This is a genomic window from Rhizobium sp. BK650, assembly GCF_014195325.1.
Taxonomy (GTDB): domain Bacteria; phylum Pseudomonadota; class Alphaproteobacteria; order Rhizobiales; family Rhizobiaceae; genus Rhizobium.
Window position 1 is genome coordinate 1 of sequence record NZ_JACIBK010000022.1, and the last position, 20,404, is coordinate 20,404.

A 20,404-nucleotide genomic window follows, 5' to 3' on the forward strand; every position below is an offset into this window, starting at 1 on the left:
GCTCGGTATGCGTTGACCAGCTTGATCGGATCTGTTGGCGAGTTGAACAAGCAGATCGACGGGATTGAGACGAAGCTAGCGGAAATCGGTCGTTCGTAAGCGGTTAGCCGATGGCGTCAGGCCTGAAGTTCCAGGGCATGAGCGCCTCGAGCTCGGATACTGGCCAGCCTATAGCGATGCGGGTTAATGTCTGGGAGAGCCAGTCGAGCGGATCGACGTTGTTCATTTTGGCTGTCTGCAAGAGGGTGGCGACCGTCGCCCAAGTGCGTCCACCGCCCTCGCTGCCGGCGAATAGACTGTTCTTCCTTGTGATCGTTTGGGGCCTGATCGCGCGCTCGACGATATTGGAGTCAATTTCGATCCGACCGTCCGTCAGGAAGCACTCCAGTGCTTCGCGCCGGGTGAGCGCGTAGCGGATTGCTTCGGCGGTCTTCGACTTGCCAGAGACCTTGCCCAGTTCCTTCTCCCAAAGATCAAAGAGGCCGGAGACGATGGTTGCAGATTTTTCCCGACGCAGCATGGAGCGGCTGTCGGCATCCCGACCGCGGACCTCATCCTCGATGCGCCACAGCTCGGTCATCGCGATGATCGTGTCCGTTGCAGCCTTCGAGACGCCGCTGATGTGCAGGTCGTAAAACTTGCGGCGAAGATGCGCCCAGCACCCTGCGAGTTGGATCGTTTCATTGCTGCCGGCTTTGACACGCGTCTTGGCGAGATTGGTATAGGCCGAGTAGCCGTCGACCTGCAGGATGCCGCTGAACCCGGCGAGATGACACGCCACACAATCAGCGCCCCTGCTGTCCTCAAACCGATAGGCCACCATCGGCGGACTGGTTCCGCCATAGGGGCGGTCATCGCGAGCATAAGCCCATAGCCAGGCCTTCGCCGTTTTCCCCGAACCGGGCGCAAGGGTGGGTAAGGTGGTTTCGTCGGCGAAGATCCTTTCGCCCTCCTTGACGCGCTCAAGGATGTAATCGGCGCATATCTGCAGCTCGAAGCCCAGATGCCCCATCCACTGGGCCATCAACGATCGGCTGATCTCGACACCGTCGCGTAGATAGATTGCCTCCTGCCGGTAAAGCGGAAGGCCGTCTGAGTATTTGGAGACGGCGATATAGGCGAGCAGCCGCTCCGTCGGCAGGCCGCTTTCGATGATGTGTTCCGGTGCCAAAGCCTGGAGCACGCCATCGCTGCCCCGGAAGGCGTATTTGGGGCGACGCGTCACGATGACCCGGAACTTCGGCGGCACGACATCCAGCCGTTCGGAGCGATCCTCACCGATCAGGACCTTTTCCAAGCCCACGTATTCAGCAGGGATCTCCAGCTCGATCACTTCCTCGATGCGTTCGAGATGAACGGCAAAACCCTTGCGCGGACGTGCTGCCCGTTTCGGCTTGTCCTTGGCCGCGTGATCAAGCTCGCTCTGGATTGCCGAAAGGCCGGTCTCAACTTCCTCGAAGGCAAAGGACACCTGCTCGTCATTGATGCCAAGGCGCAGTCGCTCGGAACGGGTGCCGTGTTGGGTGCGCTGCAGAACCTTCAAGATCGATGTGAGGTTGGCAATCCGCTCGTTGGCACTCTTCTCCACCGCCTCCAATCGGGCGATCTCAGCTTCAGCGGCCTTCAGTCTGGCTTCTTTCGCAGCCTGCTCGCGCGCCATCGCGAGGACCATCGCTTTCAGCGCGTCAACGTCGTCCGGCAGGTCGTGAGGGGGCAAATCCATGGCAATAAGTAGAGCACAAAAACAGCCGTTTTCCCAACCATTACAGCGGCATGATTCATCTTGCCGCAGGCGCTGTCAGCCCGTCAACAACGGGCGCCTGACCTTGGTCGGGCGGATCTTTTTCCAATCCATTCCGGCCAGCAATGCCATCAGCTGAGAATGGTCCAGACGGATCCGTGCTGCCGATATGCCCGGCCAGCAGAAGCCCTGATCTTCCAGGGTTTTCGAATAGAGGCAGACCCCATTGCCATCCCACCAGACGATGCGAATACGGTCGGCTCGTTTCGAGCGGAAAACGTAAAGCGCACCATTGAAGGGATCGAGCCCGCCATCCCGCACCAGCGCCATCAACGAGGCGGCTCCTTTGCGGAAGTCGACCGGCTGGCACGACACATAAACCACCACACCGGAGGCGATCATGCCTTGCGAACCGCCCGCAGAACCTTCACTAGGTGATCGGGGTCAAAATCGTCGCTGATGCGCACCACCATATCGGCAATGACAATATCGACCGAGCCGCTGCTTACCGTTTCAACGCGCGCGAACTTGATCTGCTGGCCCGTTCCCTCCGTCAGCGGCGCAACAACGCCCGATGCCAGTGCCTTGCGGCGCCATCCATAAAGCTGCGAGGGATCCAGGCCTTCAGACCGGGCAACCGCGGAGACATTGGCCCCGGGCTGCAGCGTCGCGGCTACGATCACTCACGCGGCTTGCGCCGTCTTCGCACCGGCTCCGCGGTCAAAACCTCAAAGGTTCGAAGCTGATTCACACTATCGCTCATAGAATTCTCCGCATGACTCATGCAGAAAATCGCCGATCAGCAGTCCGAAAGATACGTGGGGTCGCCTACGCGCTTACGCAAGATCGGCGACGGCATCTACATCGAATGCGGCAATTGCGGAAATGCGCCGCCGCCCATACGGATTTTCGAATAGACCGACGATGATTGTACCGTCTCCGGGTGCTGATTTTGGATGACGATAATAGATCATACTCCAATTTTAACCTCGAAATCTGGAGAGTTAAGCAAACCATAAAAATAATTCTGCTTCGCTCACTCATTGAAGGAGAGACGTTCCAGGGGGGTATGATGCCTCGAATGGGATGCTTGTGCCGGTCGAGAGTTCGATTCCCTTCAACTGCCCAGATCGTGGGTCGCCGACCGGTTCCATCAATGCGCGATCGATTATGAGCTCGCGACCGAACCGCTTCTGTGACTGGACCTACCCTACTAGGCTTTTACTTTTTCTCTCAGTAAGTATAAGAGTGACGCTGCTCCCGACAATTAGAGCTGCGCCGAAGTAAACATTCGAAGCGGGAACATCTCCAAAAACGATGTAACCTAACATAAACGCCCAAACCAAGCTTGAGTATTCAACAGGCGCCAATAGTGATGCGGGTGCTTGTTGGAGGGCTTTATACAAGAGGTATTGGCCTAAACCACTGGATGCACCAACTCCGATCAAAAGCATCAGCGAATATGCATCGGGCGTGCTCCAACTCCACAAGAGGGCAACACTGCTCAGCGCCGCGACAACGACGTTCGACGTAAGCATCTGCGCGCCTATTGCCTCACTGGCACTGATCTTGCGAATTAAGACAACACCAAGTGCCCAAAAGAACGCTGATGATAAAGCGAACAAGGCTGCCAGGCTATCAATCTGGCCAGTTGGATTGATCGCAATCACCGCTCCCGTCAATCCCAATCCGACGACAGCCCATCTAGTGGCGCTGACTTCTTCTCTCAGCACCAACATAGAAAGCGCAACGACCAAAACTGGCGCTACGAAGAGAATTGTCGTCGCATCGGCCAGTCCCATATGGCGAGTCGCCAAAAAGAAGAAAAGAGTAGCCGCGAAATTGATAAATCCTCTCAGAGCCAATCCGAACTTATTCTGGCTGGCGCGGACCGCGGCCACAGTCCTTGCACCATTTGTTGCAATTACTAGGATAGATATGACAATGCCTTTGAAGAAAACGACCTGCCAAACCGGAAGAGTCCTGACCAGCCATTTCGCCTGGACATCTTGAAGCGAATATACGGCATATGCGCTGGCCATAAATAAGAACGCCCTCGCTACATTATTGTCTCTAACTGAAACACGTACCATTGATATCTCTTATAATCCCAGAGCAGTTGTTGCGGCTTCGTTGACATGCAACATAACGTTGTGTAAGAAAGCAAAATGATCGAAAAATTCAAGTCTTTGATGAAATTTCGAATGATGCGCCGCTTCGCAATGAAGCGGTAGCATAGCTTGCGATCAGCGACGATCAAAAGACCTTGCCGCTTCTTTTATGGCGGCATTTTTCGGAGCCGCCAGTCAAATGGGGGACCCGATGACAAATGCACTGCCTGACCAGATTACTGATAAACCCCGCAGATTTCTCTCAACTGCGATCCCTTACGTAAACGCTGCACCACACATCGGGTTCGCGCTCGAGTTAGTTCAAGCGGACTGCCTTGCTCGTTTCTATCGGCAGCGCGGCGAATGGGTGTTCTTTCAAGGCGGAACTGACGAAAATAGTATAAAAAACGTCCAAGCGGCCGACGCGGCATCTTTGCCCGTAGAGAAATTGGTTGAGCAAAATGCTCAGCGGTTCCTGGCGCTCGCGGAAAAATTAAACATTTCAAACAATAGCTTCGTCCGCACGAGTGCTTCAGCGCAGCACAGAATTGGCGTTGAACGGTTATGGAAATCCTGCTGCGAGGCCGGTGACATCTATAAGAGGGCGTATAGTGGCCTCTATTGTGTTGGCTGCGAGCAGTTCTATAAGCCCGGAGATCTCGCAGATGGCAGGTGCCCGGAGCACGGTACAGAGCCTGAGTCGGTCGTGGAGGAAAACTGGTTTTTTCGCCTGTCACGATATCAGGATCGACTGAGTGATCTCCTCAATAACGGGACAATGCAAATTGTGCCTGCTGCACGTGCCAACGAAGTACGTGCATGGATAAGCGGCGGACTTGAAGATTTCAGTATCTCACGCAGTGCAGCTAGAGCACGGGGGTGGGGGATACCGGTTCCGGACGACCCCGATCAAGTGATTTATGTATGGTTTGATGCCTTAGGCAATTACATCACAGGCTTGGGCTACGGCGGTCCCAGCGCGGAAAATCTCTCTGCTTATTGGGCGGATTCTGCGGCGAGAGAGCACGTCATAGGCAAGGGGATTTCACGCTTCCATGCTCTGTACTGGCCCGCAATACTTATGTCGGCCGGTCTCAACGTGCCCAGCAGGATTTTTGTTCACGGCTATGTGACGGTCGAAGGAAGAAAAATAGGGAAATCCGCTGGGAACGCCATCGACCCGGTGCCACTTGCAAATCAAATGGGTGCTGATGCGCTGCGTTACTACCTTCTTCGTCACATTAGAGCGTCTGAAGATGGAGATTTTTCCCAAAGCCGTTTTCAACAGGCCTATACCGCTGAGCTCGGCGGACAGCTTGGAAATCTCGTGCACCGCACGCTCAAAATGATCGAAGCCTATCGAGGAGGATTGCTGTCCTGCCCCAGTGATTTCTCACTCACCGAAGATCGATTAAAGAGGAGCGTTGACCGGTTAGCGACCGTTGTCGCGAACCATTTGGAGGACTTCGCATTTGATCGCGCTCTAGAAGCGGTTTGGCTTGTGATTGCAGAAGCAAACAGATACGTCGCGGAGGAGGAGCCATGGGCCCTCGCAAAGGCGGGTGAAGCTCACAAGCTGGATCTTTGCCTCTTCAGTCTTTTTCATGCCTTGAGAGTCGTGGCTTACTGCATCTACCCGATGCTGCCCGAGACCAGCGAAAAGCTCGCGACAAAGCTCGGGCTTCCCATTAACGTGACGGATCCTATTGAACCAGTCGCTTCCGTTAGAGTCGCCGCGGGGCTTCCCCTATTTCCCGCTGTTGCAAGCGACTAACGCATTGGAAGCGAGTAACAGTTCAAGGCCAAGCATCTGCTGAAACAAAGGACGCGCTGAAACGCCACGTCTGATCCACCCACCCTAAGCATTTAGGTTCATGTTGGACAGCGGCTCTTGGCCCCCGCCCCTTGGCCGGGTGACCCAAGACCGTTCCAGATTGCCTATTATTTCTCGACCGAACATGCAGTTCGCTTGCTCCAGACAGAAGGACGCCATATAGAGCCGAAATTGTTCCAAAGGCTCAGCTCCGTGGCGGAAAGCTCTTCTGTTACTGATGATCCCTGCGGTCCCCATGTTGATGATCCGCGCCGCACAGGCTTCGATAGCCTTTTCCATATCGTCTGGGCGGGCGGTTTCGTCCACGAGCAATTTGCCCTCGCTGCTGTCCGCAGAGACGCGCCCGTTTTGGTAGATGAGACGGTTTGCAAGGCGACGACCGACATATTGGGGCAGGCGAAGGTTTGCTAGGCCCGGAATAAAGCCCTCGGACCGTGCGGGAATGGACATAAAGGATCCCGACTCCGCGACAACATGATCGCAAACCAACAAGAGCTGACATCCTCCGCCAATAGCATGACCATCGACAGCGGCTATCCACGGTTTTTCTATGCCGCGATCTTGTGTCTCCGAAGACATTACATCGCCTGGCCAGAGCCCCCTGAGCAGTTTGCTCACCATGCCCAGTTCGCGAATAACATAGAAGAGATACGGCAATTCGCCGCTATAGAGTTTGTTGAGGTCAACCCCCGAGCAAAAGACTCTTTTATTCAGGTATTTCGGATGTTCCATTGGTCCGCCACGGAGAACTCCCACTTCCGTATCGGTATCGAGGAGGACAATGTCGACTGCTGTTTCCATGGCAGAAACCAGTTCGATATCTTCCGCATTGAGAGACTTTGTGTTGCACAAGGTCAAGTCTGCGCGTTTTTCTGATTTCGTAAGCTTAACAACCCCCAAATCTACGTAGCCATTTAGCTGGTAACCGGGCAAAAGGGCGATGGAATCCGCTTTCGGCAAGCGCATTGATGCCATGATATGACGCCCGACGCTCGGATTTGCCAACCACTGGGATAGCGAGAAACCGATGCTAAGTTCGTGGCCGGCCTTGTTTTTCAGGGGCAATCGGGAATCTGTCTCGAGTTCGGCTTGTGTGGGTAGCAGGCAGGGGAATCGGCCACGCGTCCGTTCCAACACGGCCTCAATCCGCAAAAAGTCTCGAAAGTCGTTAGTGATAAGCCGATAGACGGTTTCTCCGTAGGTCGAGATTGCCTGAGAGCGCACGGACGCGACCGTTTCGCAGTATGTCCTGACGAGTTCCATTTCCAGGTCGCTGCGTTCGGAGGCCGGTGGAAGAGCGTCCACGCGGTGCGCTCCCTCCTGGCACCACTCTGACAGTATTTCCATGTCATCATCAAACGAGTTCGGTCGCATGACAGGCGACCAAAGCCTCCACTTTTCAAACATGGCGCTATCCTAATAATTGATCCTGTCATCGACGGCATGACCGCGGGTAGGAATAAGGATGGTTCGGCGATACTCGCATACTACGGTCTTATTCTGGTTCTTTCCGGTCGTTTTAACCTCAACGATCCCTGCATATGGCCGCGATTTTGATGGTCTCTTGGAGAGCACTTCCGACTCGCCGTAGAGCGTGTCACCAGCAAAGAGTGGCGCTGGCATCCGGATATCGGTCCAACCGAGATTGGCAATTGCCTTCTGGCTCACGTCACTAACGCTCATTCCTCCGAGGATCGAGACGGTTAATCCGCTTGCAACGATTGTCCCGCCAAATTCCGTGCCCTTTCCGTACTCACTGTCGAAGTGGAGTGGATGGGTATTCATTGTCAGGAGACTGAACCATATATTGTCAGTTTCGGTGATCGTTCGGCCAGGTCTGTGTTCGTAAATGTGCCCAACTTCGAAATCTTCATAATACCTTCCGTAGCTCGCACGGAATTTATTGCTCGAAATCTGTAGCATCTGTCTTGTCATCGCAGCTCTTCCTGGACGGTTGATGATCCGAAATGCGAAAGCGCAATGACCGAGAAGCAACGGTGTTGAGCAGCGAAAAAATGTCCGAGGCCGTCTTCGTAGGATGTGGAAAACGACTCTTCCAAAAGGCGTCGGCCCATCCGAACGGCAGTTATATTCTCAGCTGTGAGTTGTTGGGAAATGCCGACAATTCTTTGTTGCGCTTGGGACGGCTCGCACATCTCGTCGATCAAGCCGTTATTCACAGCAGACGTCGCGCTCCAAGTCTCTCCTTTGAGCAGCAGACGACGCGCAGCGCCCAGCCCGACCTGCTTTGCAAGCCTAAAGATGCTCATGCCCGGCAGGTAACCCATACGGATTTCCGGAATTTCGAACGTCGAACCTTCTACGGCAATGGATGCGTCAACAACAAGCGCCAGCTCTAAGTGCAATCCGGTACACCTGCCGTCAACCAAGGCAATCGTTGCGACGGGGAGTTGACGCACACGATCGAATAGCTGCTCCCACTTCCGATAGATGTCGACATCGAGTTTCACAACCGGACCAACGTCCCGACCGTGACCCAAACCTTCGAATAATAAGAGGTGGCAATCGCTGTCCTGCTCAAGGGTATCCAACAGTTGACTGAATCGGAGCAGGCCTTGGGGAGTCATCAGGTCGGCCGTGGTACCCACATTGTGGCGGATCATTCCCATGTCAAAACATCCCTATTGATGAGGTCTCAAATTCGTACATCGGCTGTGTCATGTGACGCTGCTTCCGCCGTCGATGACGATGTTGCCACCGGTCATCCATCCGGATTCGTCTGAAGCCAGAAACACTGCGGCCCCAGCCATATCCTCTGGCTTACCCGTCCTCCCCAGAGGTAAACCCTTGGACCGCTCCGCCCACGCTTCCGGATTATCTCTCCACTGCGCCGCGTTACCTTTCGTAGCGGTGAGACCTGGGCTTAAGGCGTTCACGCGGATCCCGTACGGTGCCAACTCAAGCGCAGCGCTCTTTGTAAGCATGAGCAGTGCGGCCTTGCTGCTCTGATAAGCGCTCATACGGCTCGTGCTTTTGTACCCACTTACAGAGGCAACATTGATGATGCTGCCACCAGTACCTCTCTCGATGTTGGTTCTTGCGAATTGCTGTATTGCGAAGAAGGGAAATCGAGCGTTCACAGCTTGAGTAAGGTCGTATTCTTCATTCTTGATCGCGATGAACGATGTCCTCGTTGCAAACGCTGCGTTATTTACCAGGATGTCCACCTGCTGGAATAGAGTGGATGCACGTGAGAATAATTCGACGGGAGCAGCGGGATCCTCGCACGAAAGCGTCATGAAGTTCGCAGTCCGCCCCTGGCTTGCCGCGAGCTCGCAAAAGACCTTGGCGCTTTCAACATCACTCTTGACCGTGATCAGCACGTCTGCCCCCGCAACAACAAGGGCCTCGGCGATGGCTCTGCCAATTCCGCTCCCGCCACCTGTTACTATTGCCTTCTTTCCCAGCAATTTGGTCATGTTCATGCTTTCCGAAGATGGCGTGTTCATTGTCAGAAGATCGAGCTCCGGCGGCACACGCTCGGACTATGCAGCACTGCGGAGGGTGATCTCGTTGATCATTCGAGCCAATTCCGAGATCTGTTCATGGGTTTGTCCCGCCCGCATCATGACGCGGAGCCCAGCCTTGCCCTTCGCGACCACAGGGAAGAAGATCGGAGAGACGTAGTAGCCCGATTTGAAGAGTTCGACGCTTAGACGAATAACATCGGCTTCCGGCACCCTGACAAAGCGGATGGGAAAACTGAAACCGCTCTGTTCAGTCGGCACAAGTTCGTCGAAGAGACGAATGTTGGACATGAGTTGATCTTGCAATACCGTCAACTCAGGAGTTGCATGTATCTCAACTGAAGCCAAGGACGCACCAATTGCAGCCGTGTTCATCGGTTGGGAATATCCGATAGCACCGGCGTATCGAAAGATTGTCTTCAATTCTTCAGGCTTACGCTTACCCATCATAAGAGCGCCGCCACTCGTTCCGAACGCCTTGTGTAGCGAAACGACGATCATCGTGCGTTCGTCGAGTTCGGAAATGTTACTCCGTACGTAGCCCACGCCTCGGGGGCCGAAAGCAGACAAGGAGTGACTGTCGTCGTAATAGACATGAAGCCCATACTTCTGCTGCAGGTATGATAGCTCCGCCACCGGCGCATATCCGCCGAGGCTATCGGCGCCATCGCAGATGTAGCACACGCTTTCATTTGTCTTGCAGCGATCTTCTAGAAGGTCGAGATCATGATAGGCGCAGGTTTCGACTTCGGTCTCGTCGGCACAAATCGGCTTCTGGTGCATCAAAGAGACGTGGCAATTCTTGTCAAATACCATCAATGGCCTCTTGCCGCCGGACAAGTGCCCTGACGCGATCAGGGGCAGCACGCCGGAAGATGCGACATTGGCTGATATTGCTGTCACAACCTGAGCTTGAAGAAGATACGAAAGTGCGTCCTCGAGTTCTCCCATTGCAGGGATTTGAACGCGCGCACGGGTAATGCAATGATTTAATGTTCCGAATCTTCTGATAGCTGATATTGCCCCCTCAAGGATTTTTGGGTGCTGGTCCAAGTCCAGATATGAGCAACAGCTGAAATTGACGAAACTGTGCCCTTCGCTCGTATGAATCCTTCCATTCTCCAGCCGTCCTACAATGCCCGCGAGGCCGTGCTTGTCCGCTTCAGCCCAAAACTCATCCCCAGCTGCGATCATCTTCGCGTTGTTTCTGAAGAAGTTACGTGTTTTCATCGGTGATTGCTCCATTGGCGTGTTGCGGGAAGCGAGATTGCGAAGCTAGAATCGGGCCAAACAACACTCGATTGTCATTCCAGGCCCCATGGTCATCATGATCGCGTAGTCGCCTGCTCTGGCGATTTTTTCGGCCAGAAGACGCTCATGGGAAAACAGAAATGATCCGGACGAGAGATTCCCCAGATCTTGAAGGACCCCGTCTGTGTGACGCAAAGCATGGGAGGAGATTCCCAATCCGAACTTTATCGCGTCTATGACCTTCTTCCCGCCGGAGTGTACAATCCAATGCGAGATGTCGCGTTGATGGAGGTCGAATTTCTTCAGTAACGCCCTAACGGGTAAATGAGCATTTTCTCCGATAACATAGGGAATGTCGCGCTCGAGAAAGAACGAATACTTTCCGTCGTCGTAGTCGAACCGCATGGAGTCAATCTGGTCCGTCAAGATGTGCGACACAAACCCCAAGATTTCTGGCCCGACTAATCTATCTGGATTAGTGTTGAATCCCATAATCGCCGCGGCCACTCCATCGCCAAAAAGGGAATTGACAACAGCCGTGCGCATCGTCGCGTCGAAGACATATGACGCCGAGCAAATCTCGGCGCAAACCAATAGCGCGTGACCCTGACGTTGATGGTTGAGGTAGTTCACGAGCGGCTGCATGCCATTGAGACCGGCATTGCATCCCATCCCCACGATGTCCAACCGGTGCACGTCGGGGCGAAGTCCAAGGGCCTTCGTAAGGTGGGCCGAAAGACCTGGGCAAAGGAACCCCGTCGATGTGATGCAAGCGATGTAGTCTACATCGCAGGTTTTCAAGCCGGCCGCTTGGATCGCTCTCTCTGCGGCAGCACTTCCGGCAGATATAGCTAATTCGCGATGTTTATTCGCGAGGTCCAGTCCGGATTCTGGAGGTACCATTCCTGATACATCCGGTGAAGGAATAGTAAGGTAGCGAGAGGAAATGTGATGTCCGGAAAACAGTTTCACCAACTTCTTGTCCGTGACGCCAAACAGGTCTGGGATCTCGCGTTGGGCATATCTCCGCCCTGGATTCTCCGTCGCAATGCTAATAATTCTCGGATTGCTGCCGCAGGTCATTTCTTGGGTCATACCGCTCTCTCCGATAGAGCTGACTTCTCGTAGCGCAGCTCATAAAGAAGCGCCTGAGCCGTAGCCTCGAGCTGCATTTGTGCTGTACCGTTGGTTGTTGCCAAAACCGTCTTTGTGAGTCTAACGGCGAGAGGATCACACGAGCAAACGTAGTCAGCATATGCTTTAACCACATCCTCGTAGTCGCTGCCTTGGTATGAAACCATCCCCCATGCGGCGGCAGTGGGCGCGTCGATCTTGACGCCGAACAATACCATTTCCATTGCCCGCGCCAGGCCCACGGCCGATGGCAGGCGTCTTAGTGCACCAGCCCCCGGGGCAATGCCGAGCGCTAGCTCGGGCAGAGCGAAGACAGCATCGGGAGCTGAAACCCTCACATCGCAGGCCAGCGCCAACTCAAGTCCGCCGCCGATTGCTGCACCATTGATGCGAGCGATGGTCGCAGCTGGCAGGGTCGCCAGCTTGTCGAAGACACTGCGGCTAAGCAGATCCAAGCCGTCCTTCGCTCGTCGACCAGCAAGCTCGTCACGATCCGCCCCGGCACAGAAAGCACGATCTCCACTTCCCGAGATCACGATACACCGCACCGATTTATCGGCTATCACGTTCGTAAGGAACTGGTCGAGTTCGATCAACATCGTCTCGTTATAGGCATTCGCTCTGTCGCAGCGGTTCAGGCAAAGGAGCCAGCCTCCGTTGATCCCGGAAAGCTTGGAGGTGAGAATAGAAGTTCTCATCGGTGGCAGTCGCCTCAATCGGGTTGAAATTAGACGAGCTCGAACGTCGAAAGATCCTTAGACTGGACGTTGAAATACCGATGGCGACTTGGCGTTTGCTCTCGGTAGCTGGCGATGCGTCGTTGTGGATCGACATCATGGCCATTCGCGACACGCTGATTGTCGTTTAAGATGTCGACAGCAATTTCAGCGAACTCATGCCGGAAAAGGTCATGGGTTGTCACAAGCATTGCACACTCGGGCTGTTGGGGGAGGCGCCGTGGCAGAAGACGATTCTGATCACGGACGATCACGTTTACGCCGTTCCACCATCCCCGGAATGCCGTTCCTTGGTCCCTTGCGCTCAAATTGGCGGGATGGGCCGGCACGTAGGCCTCCATCAGCAAACCAAAGTCGGGAAAGATGCGAAGGAAGTCTGCTATCGCCTGGCGAATATGCGCGTAATTGGTGTCATCAACAATGATGGCGCTTTCCTCCGACAAATGCGGGACAAGGCGCGCCATTCCAACGAGATGGCTTCGATGGTCGTGAGCTCCATCGACAAAATACGCTCCAATCTTTCGGCCATTAAGAGTTGAGGGGAGCAAAGTGTCGGCGGCAACGTCAAAGTCAGCGTTGATAAGTTTCGCATTAGTCAATCCGGTCTTCGAGATTTGACTGCTGATGATGCGAGAGTTCAGGCCGCTCTCATCGAACTGGCTGAAATTATCGATCCCAATACATTCGACCCCCTCCGAAACCGATGCTGCAGCGAGGAGGGTAAGACCTCTATACGTTCCATATTCGACATAACAGTTGTCTTCGTCACAGAAATTCGCAACGGCGAGCTTGATCGTGCTGAAGAGTTTGCTTGGACCGTAAAGTTGATCAGGAGTGGGATGGTTGAGCTTGGTGGTTTGCTCGAAATAAACGCCGCTTTCGAGAGCTCGCAGATCACTGCGAAAACGGTCGAGCTTGGAAATATTGCTTGTCGTCATCGATATCTCCCTTGGATAGGAGACAAGCTAAGACAACTCGAGAAAAAACGGCGTCAAGGTTTCGTTAAGGATTTGTTACGCTTTCTTTCCGGTTGGACATACTAGGGGGAGAAACGACGCCACGTTTTAAGGGAGGTATAAGGCGTCTGACGTTAATGACAACTTGAAGGGTTTCCCGCCATAAAGTCGCGCCAGCTGGTGATGCAAGGACAAAGCGTCAGTCGGCCCCGCAGTATTCACGGGTCAAATTAGGGCGCCAGCAGCAGCCAACGCAAAGAGCGCAACGGCGCGATCTTTGAGGAGAGTCACGCCTCATCGCGCATGCGGTGCAAACGCGCGATGGACTTTTGGAGAAGACACGTCCTTTCACCAAGAGACAGACGTATCGTCGCATCGATCGCCGTGGCAGGGTGGGGCTGGTGATAAGTAGCCGTCTCACCGTTGGAGGCGGGCTGAAGTATCTTGATGAAAGACTTCAAACATCAGGGGAGTTTTGAAAATCGCCGAGGCGGCGGTTTTCTCAGCATCGAGCACATGAAACTAGATCATAGCCGTTACTCACTATCGAGCGAATAACCGACCGAACGGACCGTTCGGATAAAGGTCTTCCCAGCGTGATTCGATAGCGCTTTGCGAAGCCTACTCATATGGACATCGATGGTCCTTGGCACCACGTGGATTTGATCACCCCATATTTGCTCAAGGAGCTTTGCCCGCGAAAACACGCGGCGCGGATGTCGAACCAAGTGTTCAAGCAAGCGGAATTCGGTGGGGCTTAAGGGGATGTGATCACCGTCCAAGTAGGCCCGATATGTATTGCGATCGACCGATATTCCAGCGAAGCAAAGCAACGGTTCAGCTTCAGAACGATAACGGGCATCGAGAAGATAACGGATACGTCCAACGAGCGTTGCTGGGCTAAATGGCTTTAGAACAATATCCGTGGGCTCATACTCCGATGAATAGAGGCCTCGGACTTCCCCCATGTTGGAGGCCAGTAGCATCACCGGAACGTCTTGGCGGGTTTCCTTTCTCATCTGCCACAGGACATCTCTGAAGGATCCTCGGGGCAGATTTGTGTCGAGCGTCACTACATTCGGTTGACGCCGACGGCTGAGCTCAACAGCCTCCGCTGCGTCATCGCTAACCAGACTGGAAAATCCCTCCGATTCCAGAACATATTGAAGAAGATTCCCGAATGAAACGTCTCCTATAAGTAAAACGAGAGGTTTTCCTTCCGAAAATCCAGCAATTGCTGTCATTATATTCCCCTTTTCTATTGATTCATTTCTAGCCGGGAATTCACGCGCTGACTTTCAATGCAGGTGTGAGCGCGTTCGCGGCTGGACGCCACAACGTGGATTCGGATTGTCGAATTGGTTCAAAAATTCTCCCGAATATGTTCTGCGCCAGGCTAATGGCCGGCAAGTTCGCCTAGTTCAACCACCACCGGTCTTCATGCTCGTGCGGTGGAGAAGCGTGGTGAATCGTCTTTAGGTTGTCAACGCAGAGTTATTGTTTCGAAGTGAGCCAATCGTCGTGCGGGGTGTAGCAAAGACGATTGTTGCAGCGCATTCGGTTCTTTGAGGGAAGAATCTCGCGATTAATCAATGATGTATGGGAAAAGAGCCAGGCGGGGCAGCGTGCGGCGTAACGAAATCTTAACGTAACCTTAACTGGTGAAAATGACGGCTGCGATCTACCACAATGTCGACTAGCTCGAATGGACGTCGTTAGAAAGCGACTTCGTACAAGGGAGATTTTTATGCACGAGGAAACAATTGGGACGGCACCGATTCTATGGCAACGCGACGCGATTCCGACCGTGCAGCCCTCGACCTCACTCCCATTTGCACTCGCAAGTGTGGGGCGAACGTTCGGCTTTGGGGTCGTTTGTGATGCCGATGCCCGGTTTCTGGGGATCATCGACAGCGCGCATGTGGAGCGTTGCTTGAAGGACAACCGGGCAGATGTAACAACTGCTATTGCATCCGATTACCTCCTGTCCCCGAAACCCGAGCTTAAGGCGGAGTGCTTGTTAAGTGAGGCGGTCGCTGCTCTCGGTGGATGTACATTTCCCTTCCTGCCAGTCTGCGACCGCGAAGGATCTTTTGTGGGGCTCTTGGTCGTCAGCCAGCTTAGTGCCCGGGAACTGCGTCCATAGTGAAGGCTATAGGAGGTCGCGATGCCTGTTATATTGCACTCACATGAAATGCACCCATTCCTTCAGACGTCCGGAGGTTCAGGCACGATCGAGCTCGAGCGCGCCGTGCAACAGGATTGCCGGCCACTCGAAATTGCCGTTCTCAATCTTATGGCGGATAAACAGGGCACGGAGCGGCAGCTGGCGCGTTGGCTTGGTCACACGCCCCTCCAGATCAACCTGACATTTGCAGCAACCGACGGGTACATGCAGGGGGTTCGCTCGCCGTCTTTCAACTCAACGAACGATCCGAGCGGGCATACCAGAAAGTTCTACAAGTCCTGGAGCGAAATAAAGCAGGATAAGTTCGACGGACTTTTGATCACCGGCGTGAATCTCCTTGAGCCTGATGTTACGTGCGAGGCGCTGTGGCCCGAGATTCAGGAGATTTTTCGGTGGTCCGCTTCCAATGTCTTCTCAAGTTTGTTTTTATGTTGGGCCGCTTTTGCTGGGCTACGCTATTTCCACGAAATAGAATGTTTCAATCAGCCTGCGAAAATCCTAGGAATCTTTGAACATAATATCCTGTCGGATGAAGCCAATCTGCTTTTTGGCTTCCCCGACAGGTTTCCTGTTCCAATCGGTCGCTGGCAAAGTCTTCACGGGCAAAACGTCGCAAAAAGGGATGGACTAGAAGTGGTGTCTTCTTCCGAGGAAGGCGGACCATTTTTAGTCTCGGAGAATGTGCGTTATCGCGGAGGTAAAGTCTATCCGCGCAGAGTATTTATGCTCAATCATCCTGAGTATGATACCGAGTCGATCCGGCATGAGTACGCAAGGGATCTGCTTACTTGGCCCAACGCGCATGTTCCCGCCAATTATTTCCCCGGAGACGACGTTCAAAAGCAGCCGATAAACGTGTGGCGGCATGCGGGGAATGTCTACGTCAACTGGGTGAAGACGATCTATGAAGCCACCCCCTTCGACTTAGATCGGATCCCCGCCCCAATCCAAGACTCCATTAGCTTCTGACAATATAACGGCATTTGCAAAGGCGGGCGCATGAAATATTGTTACCTCAATACTTCCGTCCTGAAATTCGACGAGACAGGAGCAGATCCAGGCTTCGGATGTGATGCCGTGATATTGGATCTAGAGGACGCCGTCCACATACGTGACAAAAATCATGCACGCGAGAAACTCGAAAACATCGACCTGTCTCAGTTCAGCAAAAGTGGACTTCAATTCGGCGTAAGGATTAACAGCCCGAGGACGAGTGAGGGGCTAGAAGATCTTCGCACGATACTCAGGCGAGCGGAGGCTGGACGTGGGGGAGTTCAATTCATCCAAATCCCGAAAATAGAGGCAACTTCTGACGTCGAGATCTGCAGGACCGTGCTTGGTGACTTGCTAGGTGGCGTTGACGTCATACCGATAGTCGAGACGCCGACAGGTGTGGAGCGTGTCGAGGAAATTGCTCGGATATCAGACGCCATGATGTTTGGGCGCGTAGACCTTTCAGCATCCCTTTACCGGCCAAATCCGTCCTACCTGTCTTACGCACGGGGCAAGTTTTGCGCAGCGTGCGCAGCCAACGGGATTGCAGCAATTGACACTGCCAATTTCACCACCCGATCGGAAATTCTCGATCTGGTGGCATTCGAAAAGGATTGCCAACAAGGTTTCCAAGAAGGGTTTACCGCCAAAGCGGTTGTGCATCCCAGCCAGATAGCGATCGTGAAGCGGGTGTTCACGATCGGAGGTGATCAACTTGATCAATACCGAAAGATCGTAACCCTGTACTCCGCGGCGTCGGAAGGCTTCACAATCGTGGGTGACCAGGTGATCGCTCCACCCTTTGTCGGTCACGCAAAGATGATGTTGCATCTTCATAGAGAATAGCGGGCTGGCACTGACGACATGGACAGGCAAAAATGTCAAACCCCATACCTTTTATAGGCTACGAAACTATTTATTGCCGACCGGATATCGTCGGGCTGGCGGGCTTGATGCGCCAAAGCTACGCGAGCCCTTTGAATAGGGTTACGATTCCCTTGAGGACGACGATCAAAGGCGGTGGAGACTCGGTCGTGTTGAACGCCATGCCCGCGTACAGTGAACAACATGATCTTTTCGTGACCAAGATCGGCTCTGTTGTTCCGCGACCAAACTCGTCGTCTGCCAGCGTTCACGCTGTCGTAATTGCCTTTTCAGCGACAACGGGCCATCCCATCGGAATATTCGACGGGCAAGCGATAACTCATCTGAAGTGTGCTGCAGTGACCGCTCTGGTGACCGATTATTGCGCTTCGCCAGAAGCGAATATCATGGGTTTAGTTGGCACTGGGGTTCAGGCGCGCGAACAGCTGCACGCAGTCGCTGCAGTGAGAGATATTCGTGAGGTGCGAGTGCATTCTCGCGATCCTAAACGAGTGGGTGCTTTCATTGGTGAACATGAAAGCCAGTATCCTTGGGTTAAGTTCGTGGGTTGCAATTCATCGGAAGAGGTCACACAGGAAGCGGACGTACTCAGCACCGCAACTACCTCGGCAGAACCGGTGATAGGGACTACCGCCCTCGAGCGTGCAGCACTGCACATAAACTGCTTTGGCTATCATACCCGCGACTCGCGTGAGTTGCCATTGCAGGTACTTGAGCGAGATTCCATATTGATTGTGGAGGATGTCCAAACGGCAGTGGAAGAAGCGGGTGACGTTCATCAAGGTGCGCTTAGCCTGGATCGCCTCAACCAGATTGATAGAGATGTTCTTCAGTCAACTCGCACGATTTTTTCGTCCACAGGGCATGCTTTGTTGGATCTCCTTACCGTTCACTATGTGTGTACCAAATTGGCCATGGTTTAAGATGCTCACGACAGTTACGTGAGTCTCCGGTTCCATCAGGACCACGATATTTCCGTCACCGCGGTCTTGGACCCCGTTCAAGGGCATGCCTCATTGGACCGCTTTCGGCCGCGAGGCAGAGGGTGACCTTGCCCCTTTGAAATGATCGAGTTTGAATTAGGCTCTTGCCCATTGAGAGGACTAGGTCCCTTGCATCCGGTCGAGGAGTCTATCCAGACAGGTGAACGTACTGCGCTCGCCTATCTGACGAACCCGTTCATGGACGTGGAGTGACGCAAAGGATCAACGTCAAAAATGGAAATCGAAATGATGTCCCAGGGAGTGGTGTAACTTTGGCGTTCGCCGTGCCTTCCTGGCAGAGCTGGGACTGGATCAGCTTGCCGCAGCAGGCAGGCTGATGATCATGGCTCATTGTGGCGATGGTCTCAAGGGCCATGTATCGGGAACGCTGGACGGCCCATTCGTCATTCTGTTCGAGGAGCAACGCGCCGACGAGCCTGACGATGGCGTCCTCGTTTGGGAAGATGCCGACAACCTCGGTTCGGCGCTTGATCTCGCCGTTCAGTCGCTCGATAGGGTTGGTAACCGGTATAAGACCTTCGGTGCTAACGTCCTGCTGCAGTTTCGAGAATTGCGGCGTATGCTGCGAGCATCCGGGACAGAGGCACCGGGAGCACGAAGGTGCGAGCAGGCCGATACATTGGATGAGCTGTGAGCTCGTGTTAGTAGCTGGCCGCCTCTGCGACTCGCCCGGTTGGGCCGAGAGCGCGAATCCGGAGTTGTCGTGTCGCCCGCAGCTCCCATTGTCCAAACGACAGGAGACGCCAATGCGGCGGGTTATCGGAATTGATACCCACCGAGCGTTTGGCGAGGTCATCCATGATGGCGGCGAGCTTGGGCACCTTCTGCCGGATCTGGTAGGCGACGGCGCGCCATTGGGCACTTGCGGCTTCCGGCATCTCCTGGGCGAAGGCGGTGGCGATGAAGGCGGAGACGACACGGCGGCCGCTCTTGCCGGCGTGGGCGAGAACGTTGCGCATGAAGTGGACCCGGAGGCTGTTGAAGAACCAATCGTCGGCCGAGCTATACGGAAGCCACCGACAAGCCCTTCGCAGCAGTCACGGTGAGCAGGCAGCGCCTCGCTGTTGCTCTGTCGAGGCCCGTCACCGCCGAGGCATCGGCGCGCTCACTCTTGCGATTTTGTTTCTCGGAGCGGGCGGCGTCCCGACATGTCCACTATTGCGAGGATGCGATCGCGCGGGTGGACCAGCACGGACTTGAGTTCTTCCTGCGATACCTGTGCCAAGCCGAGTGCTCGAAGCAGGAAGACGCCTTCAACAGCCAATAGTTCCTGACGGACTTCGACCATCTCCCCCGATCGCAGCGTAGCGAGCAGCTCACTATAGAAACGCCGCAGCGATTTCAGTTTTTCAGGGGAGTGGACCAGTGCCGCTATGAGAAAGGCTGCCTTTTGGGTCGAGGTGTCGTCTTCGTTCAGAGCTTCCTCGATATGCGCGAGGACCAGTTCGACAGCGCCAGTCGGCCCTCTGCCAAGTCGCTGGCTGTTGATTTGCGCTGAGAGCTGACCCGGGACAGCGGGAAAATATCACTGAGAATTGACCCATGTTTCAATCATCCCCTGTGGTTTCAGCGGGGGCTCTGGAGTGATCGACATGGCGTTACTGAGCGTAATCCGGCGCTGGCATTTTCGGGATCAGCTATCGATCCGGGAGATATGCCGCAGGACGGGCCTATCCCGGAACACCATCCGCAAATATCTGCGTGCCGGCGGCGTTGAACCCAAGTTCAATGTCCCGGAGCGGCCGAGCAAGCTTGATCCATTTGCGGATCGGCTATCAGCCTGGCTGAAGACGGAATCGAAAAAGAGCCGCAAGCAGAAGCGGATGAACTGATGGGGTGGATGCCCCCTTCGGCCGGCGTCAGCGTATGATGCCCGCTCAGCGTCGTTGTGGCGCTCACGAAGGAGAGGCAGATGACAGCAATACATATCCTTGCGATCGACCTTGCAAAGCGGAGCTTCCAAGTCTGTGCAACGGATCGCGGCGGGGCGTGTGTGGATGCCCCCGGTTTGGCAAGAAGATTTTTTAACGGCTTTCCGCGAACGAGGAATTCTATCGGTCGTGTGTCAGGCCTCTCTATGTG

Annotated in this window: 18 protein-coding genes and 3 pseudogenes; 5 read left to right on the forward strand and 16 right to left on the reverse strand. The window is 54.3% G+C overall.

The window, feature by feature from the left end; translation table 11 throughout:
* Positions 1-103: 103 nt before the first annotated feature.
* From tnpC to FHX15_RS30210, 4 genes are all read right to left on the reverse strand, one after another.
* Positions 104-1,723, reverse strand: coding sequence for an IS66 family transposase (gene tnpC / locus FHX15_RS30195; RefSeq protein WP_184402007.1), 1,620 nt, complete (start codon positions 1,721-1,723; stop codon positions 104-106).
* A gap of 75 nt (positions 1,724-1,798) precedes the next feature.
* On the reverse strand, positions 1,799-2,143 hold the full coding sequence (gene tnpB, locus FHX15_RS30200; protein ID WP_184402008.1) for an IS66 family insertion sequence element accessory protein TnpB: 345 nt from the start codon (positions 2,141-2,143) through the stop codon (positions 1,799-1,801).
* Positions 2,140-2,424 (reverse strand): transposase, encoded by a 285-nt coding sequence (locus tag FHX15_RS30205; RefSeq protein WP_312861959.1) that lies wholly within the window; start codon positions 2,422-2,424, stop codon positions 2,140-2,142. The genes tnpB and FHX15_RS30205 overlap by 4 nt, the downstream gene beginning before the upstream one ends.
* A gap of 522 nt (positions 2,425-2,946) precedes the next feature.
* Positions 2,947-3,834: a DMT family transporter gene (locus tag FHX15_RS30210; RefSeq protein ID WP_184402009.1), complete on the reverse strand. Its 888-nt coding sequence runs from the start codon at positions 3,832-3,834 to the stop codon at positions 2,947-2,949.
* Between the two features lie 229 nt (positions 3,835-4,063).
* On the opposite strand from FHX15_RS30210, the gene metG reads away from it, so the two are divergent.
* Entirely contained in the window at positions 4,064-5,626 is a 1,563-nt protein-coding gene (gene metG, locus FHX15_RS30215) for a methionine--tRNA ligase (RefSeq protein WP_184402010.1), read from the forward strand.
* 84 nt (positions 5,627-5,710) lie between these two features.
* On the opposite strand, the gene FHX15_RS30220 is transcribed toward metG, so the two are convergent.
* The 9 genes from FHX15_RS30220 to FHX15_RS30260 form a co-directional block, all read right to left on the reverse strand.
* On the reverse strand, positions 5,711-7,093 hold the full coding sequence (locus tag FHX15_RS30220) for an enoyl-CoA hydratase/isomerase family protein (protein WP_184402011.1): 1,383 nt from the start codon (positions 7,091-7,093) through the stop codon (positions 5,711-5,713).
* Positions 7,094-7,102: 9 nt separating this feature from the next.
* Entirely contained in the window at positions 7,103-7,621 is a 519-nt protein-coding gene (locus tag FHX15_RS30225; RefSeq protein ID WP_184402012.1) for a MaoC family dehydratase, read from the reverse strand.
* A complete protein-coding gene (locus FHX15_RS30230) occupies positions 7,618-8,316 on the reverse strand; it encodes an enoyl-CoA hydratase/isomerase family protein (RefSeq protein WP_184402013.1) in 699 nt (232 codons plus the stop codon). Before FHX15_RS30230 ends, FHX15_RS30225 begins: the two co-directional genes overlap by 4 nt.
* A gap of 48 nt (positions 8,317-8,364) precedes the next feature.
* The gene (locus tag FHX15_RS30235) at positions 8,365-9,126 is read right to left on the reverse strand and encodes an SDR family NAD(P)-dependent oxidoreductase (RefSeq protein ID WP_184402014.1); all 762 of its coding nucleotides are present in this window, start codon (positions 9,124-9,126) and stop codon (positions 8,365-8,367) included.
* Between the two features lie 66 nt (positions 9,127-9,192).
* On the reverse strand, positions 9,193-10,404 hold the full coding sequence (locus FHX15_RS30240) for an aminotransferase class I/II-fold pyridoxal phosphate-dependent enzyme (protein WP_210290905.1): 1,212 nt from the start codon (positions 10,402-10,404) through the stop codon (positions 9,193-9,195).
* 45 nt (positions 10,405-10,449) lie between these two features.
* Complete coding sequence (gene dpgA, locus FHX15_RS30245; protein ID WP_184402016.1) at positions 10,450-11,520, reverse strand: 3,5-dihydroxyphenylacetyl-CoA synthase DpgA; 1,071 nt, start codon at positions 11,518-11,520, stop codon at positions 10,450-10,452.
* Positions 11,517-12,257, reverse strand: a complete 741-nt coding sequence (locus FHX15_RS30250; protein WP_184402017.1) for an enoyl-CoA hydratase/isomerase family protein — start codon at positions 12,255-12,257, stop codon at positions 11,517-11,519. The genes dpgA and FHX15_RS30250 overlap by 4 nt, the downstream gene beginning before the upstream one ends.
* 29 nt (positions 12,258-12,286) lie before the next feature.
* Entirely contained in the window at positions 12,287-13,234 is a 948-nt protein-coding gene (locus FHX15_RS30255) for a class I SAM-dependent methyltransferase (RefSeq protein WP_184402018.1), read from the reverse strand.
* A 554-nt stretch (positions 13,235-13,788) separates the two neighbouring features.
* Complete coding sequence (locus tag FHX15_RS30260; RefSeq protein ID WP_184402019.1) at positions 13,789-14,496, reverse strand: winged helix-turn-helix domain-containing protein; 708 nt, start codon at positions 14,494-14,496, stop codon at positions 13,789-13,791.
* Between the two features lie 923 nt (positions 14,497-15,419).
* Here FHX15_RS30260 and FHX15_RS30265 point away from each other — a divergent pair.
* From FHX15_RS30265 to FHX15_RS30275, 3 genes are read left to right on the forward strand one after another with little or no spacing between them, the layout of a single operon-like run.
* Positions 15,420-16,409 (forward strand): homoserine O-succinyltransferase, encoded by a 990-nt coding sequence (locus tag FHX15_RS30265; protein WP_184402020.1) that lies wholly within the window; start codon positions 15,420-15,422, stop codon positions 16,407-16,409.
* Between the two features lie 30 nt (positions 16,410-16,439).
* On the forward strand, positions 16,440-17,279 hold the full coding sequence (locus tag FHX15_RS30270) for an HpcH/HpaI aldolase/citrate lyase family protein (RefSeq protein WP_184402021.1): 840 nt from the start codon (positions 16,440-16,442) through the stop codon (positions 17,277-17,279).
* 32 nt (positions 17,280-17,311) lie between these two features.
* Positions 17,312-18,241, forward strand: a complete 930-nt coding sequence (locus FHX15_RS30275) for an ornithine cyclodeaminase family protein (RefSeq protein ID WP_184402022.1) — start codon at positions 17,312-17,314, stop codon at positions 18,239-18,241.
* A 400-nt stretch (positions 18,242-18,641) separates the two neighbouring features.
* Here the strand turns inward: FHX15_RS30275 and FHX15_RS30280 are convergent.
* The 3 genes and pseudogenes from FHX15_RS30280 to FHX15_RS31930 all read right to left on the reverse strand — a co-directional run.
* Positions 18,642-18,824 (reverse strand): annotated as a pseudogene (locus tag FHX15_RS30280) (transposase); the annotation flags it as partial.
* A gap of 289 nt (positions 18,825-19,113) precedes the next feature.
* Positions 19,114-19,293 (reverse strand): annotated as a pseudogene (locus tag FHX15_RS30285) (transposase); the annotation flags it as partial.
* A gap of 134 nt (positions 19,294-19,427) precedes the next feature.
* Positions 19,428-19,811 carry a hypothetical protein gene (locus FHX15_RS31930; RefSeq protein WP_184402023.1) on the reverse strand — a complete coding sequence of 128 codons (384 nt, stop codon included), beginning with the start codon at positions 19,809-19,811 and terminating at the stop codon, positions 19,428-19,430.
* A gap of 103 nt (positions 19,812-19,914) precedes the next feature.
* On the opposite strand from FHX15_RS31930, the pseudogene FHX15_RS30295 reads away from it, so the two are divergent.
* Positions 19,915-20,145 (forward strand): annotated as a pseudogene (locus tag FHX15_RS30295) (IS21 family transposase); the annotation flags it as partial.
* Between the last annotated feature and the right edge of the window lie 259 nt (positions 20,146-20,404).

Bases quoted from the DNA above. Each gene is read 5' to 3' on its own strand.
- tnpC (WP_184402007.1), bottom strand. From the start codon at position 1,723: ATGGATTTGCCCCCTCACGACCTGCCGGACGACGTTGACGCGCTGAAA.
- tnpB (WP_184402008.1), bottom strand. From the start codon at position 2,143: ATGATCGCCTCCGGTGTGGTGGTTTATGTGTCGTGCCAGCCGGTCGAC.
- FHX15_RS30210 (WP_184402009.1), bottom strand. From the start codon at position 3,834: ATGGTACGTGTTTCAGTTAGAGACAATAATGTAGCGAGGGCGTTCTTA.
- metG (WP_184402010.1), top strand. From the start codon at position 4,064: ATGACAAATGCACTGCCTGACCAGATTACTGATAAACCCCGCAGATTT.
- FHX15_RS30220 (WP_184402011.1), bottom strand. From the start codon at position 7,093: ATGTTTGAAAAGTGGAGGCTTTGGTCGCCTGTCATGCGACCGAACTCG.
- FHX15_RS30225 (WP_184402012.1), bottom strand. From the start codon at position 7,621: ATGACAAGACAGATGCTACAGATTTCGAGCAATAAATTCCGTGCGAGC.
- FHX15_RS30230 (WP_184402013.1), bottom strand. From the start codon at position 8,316: ATGGGAATGATCCGCCACAATGTGGGTACCACGGCCGACCTGATGACT.
- FHX15_RS30235 (WP_184402014.1), bottom strand. From the start codon at position 9,126: ATGACCAAATTGCTGGGAAAGAAGGCAATAGTAACAGGTGGCGGGAGC.
- FHX15_RS30240 (WP_210290905.1), bottom strand. From the start codon at position 10,404: ATGAAAACACGTAACTTCTTCAGAAACAACGCGAAGATGATCGCAGCT.
- dpgA (WP_184402016.1), bottom strand. From the start codon at position 11,520: ATGACCCAAGAAATGACCTGCGGCAGCAATCCGAGAATTATTAGCATT.
- FHX15_RS30250 (WP_184402017.1), bottom strand. From the start codon at position 12,257: ATGAGAACTTCTATTCTCACCTCCAAGCTTTCCGGGATCAACGGAGGC.
- FHX15_RS30255 (WP_184402018.1), bottom strand. From the start codon at position 13,234: ATGACGACAAGCAATATTTCCAAGCTCGACCGTTTTCGCAGTGATCTG.
- FHX15_RS30260 (WP_184402019.1), bottom strand. From the start codon at position 14,496: ATGACAGCAATTGCTGGATTTTCGGAAGGAAAACCTCTCGTTTTACTT.
- FHX15_RS30265 (WP_184402020.1), top strand. From the start codon at position 15,420: ATGCCTGTTATATTGCACTCACATGAAATGCACCCATTCCTTCAGACG.
- FHX15_RS30270 (WP_184402021.1), top strand. From the start codon at position 16,440: ATGAAATATTGTTACCTCAATACTTCCGTCCTGAAATTCGACGAGACA.
- FHX15_RS30275 (WP_184402022.1), top strand. From the start codon at position 17,312: ATGTCAAACCCCATACCTTTTATAGGCTACGAAACTATTTATTGCCGA.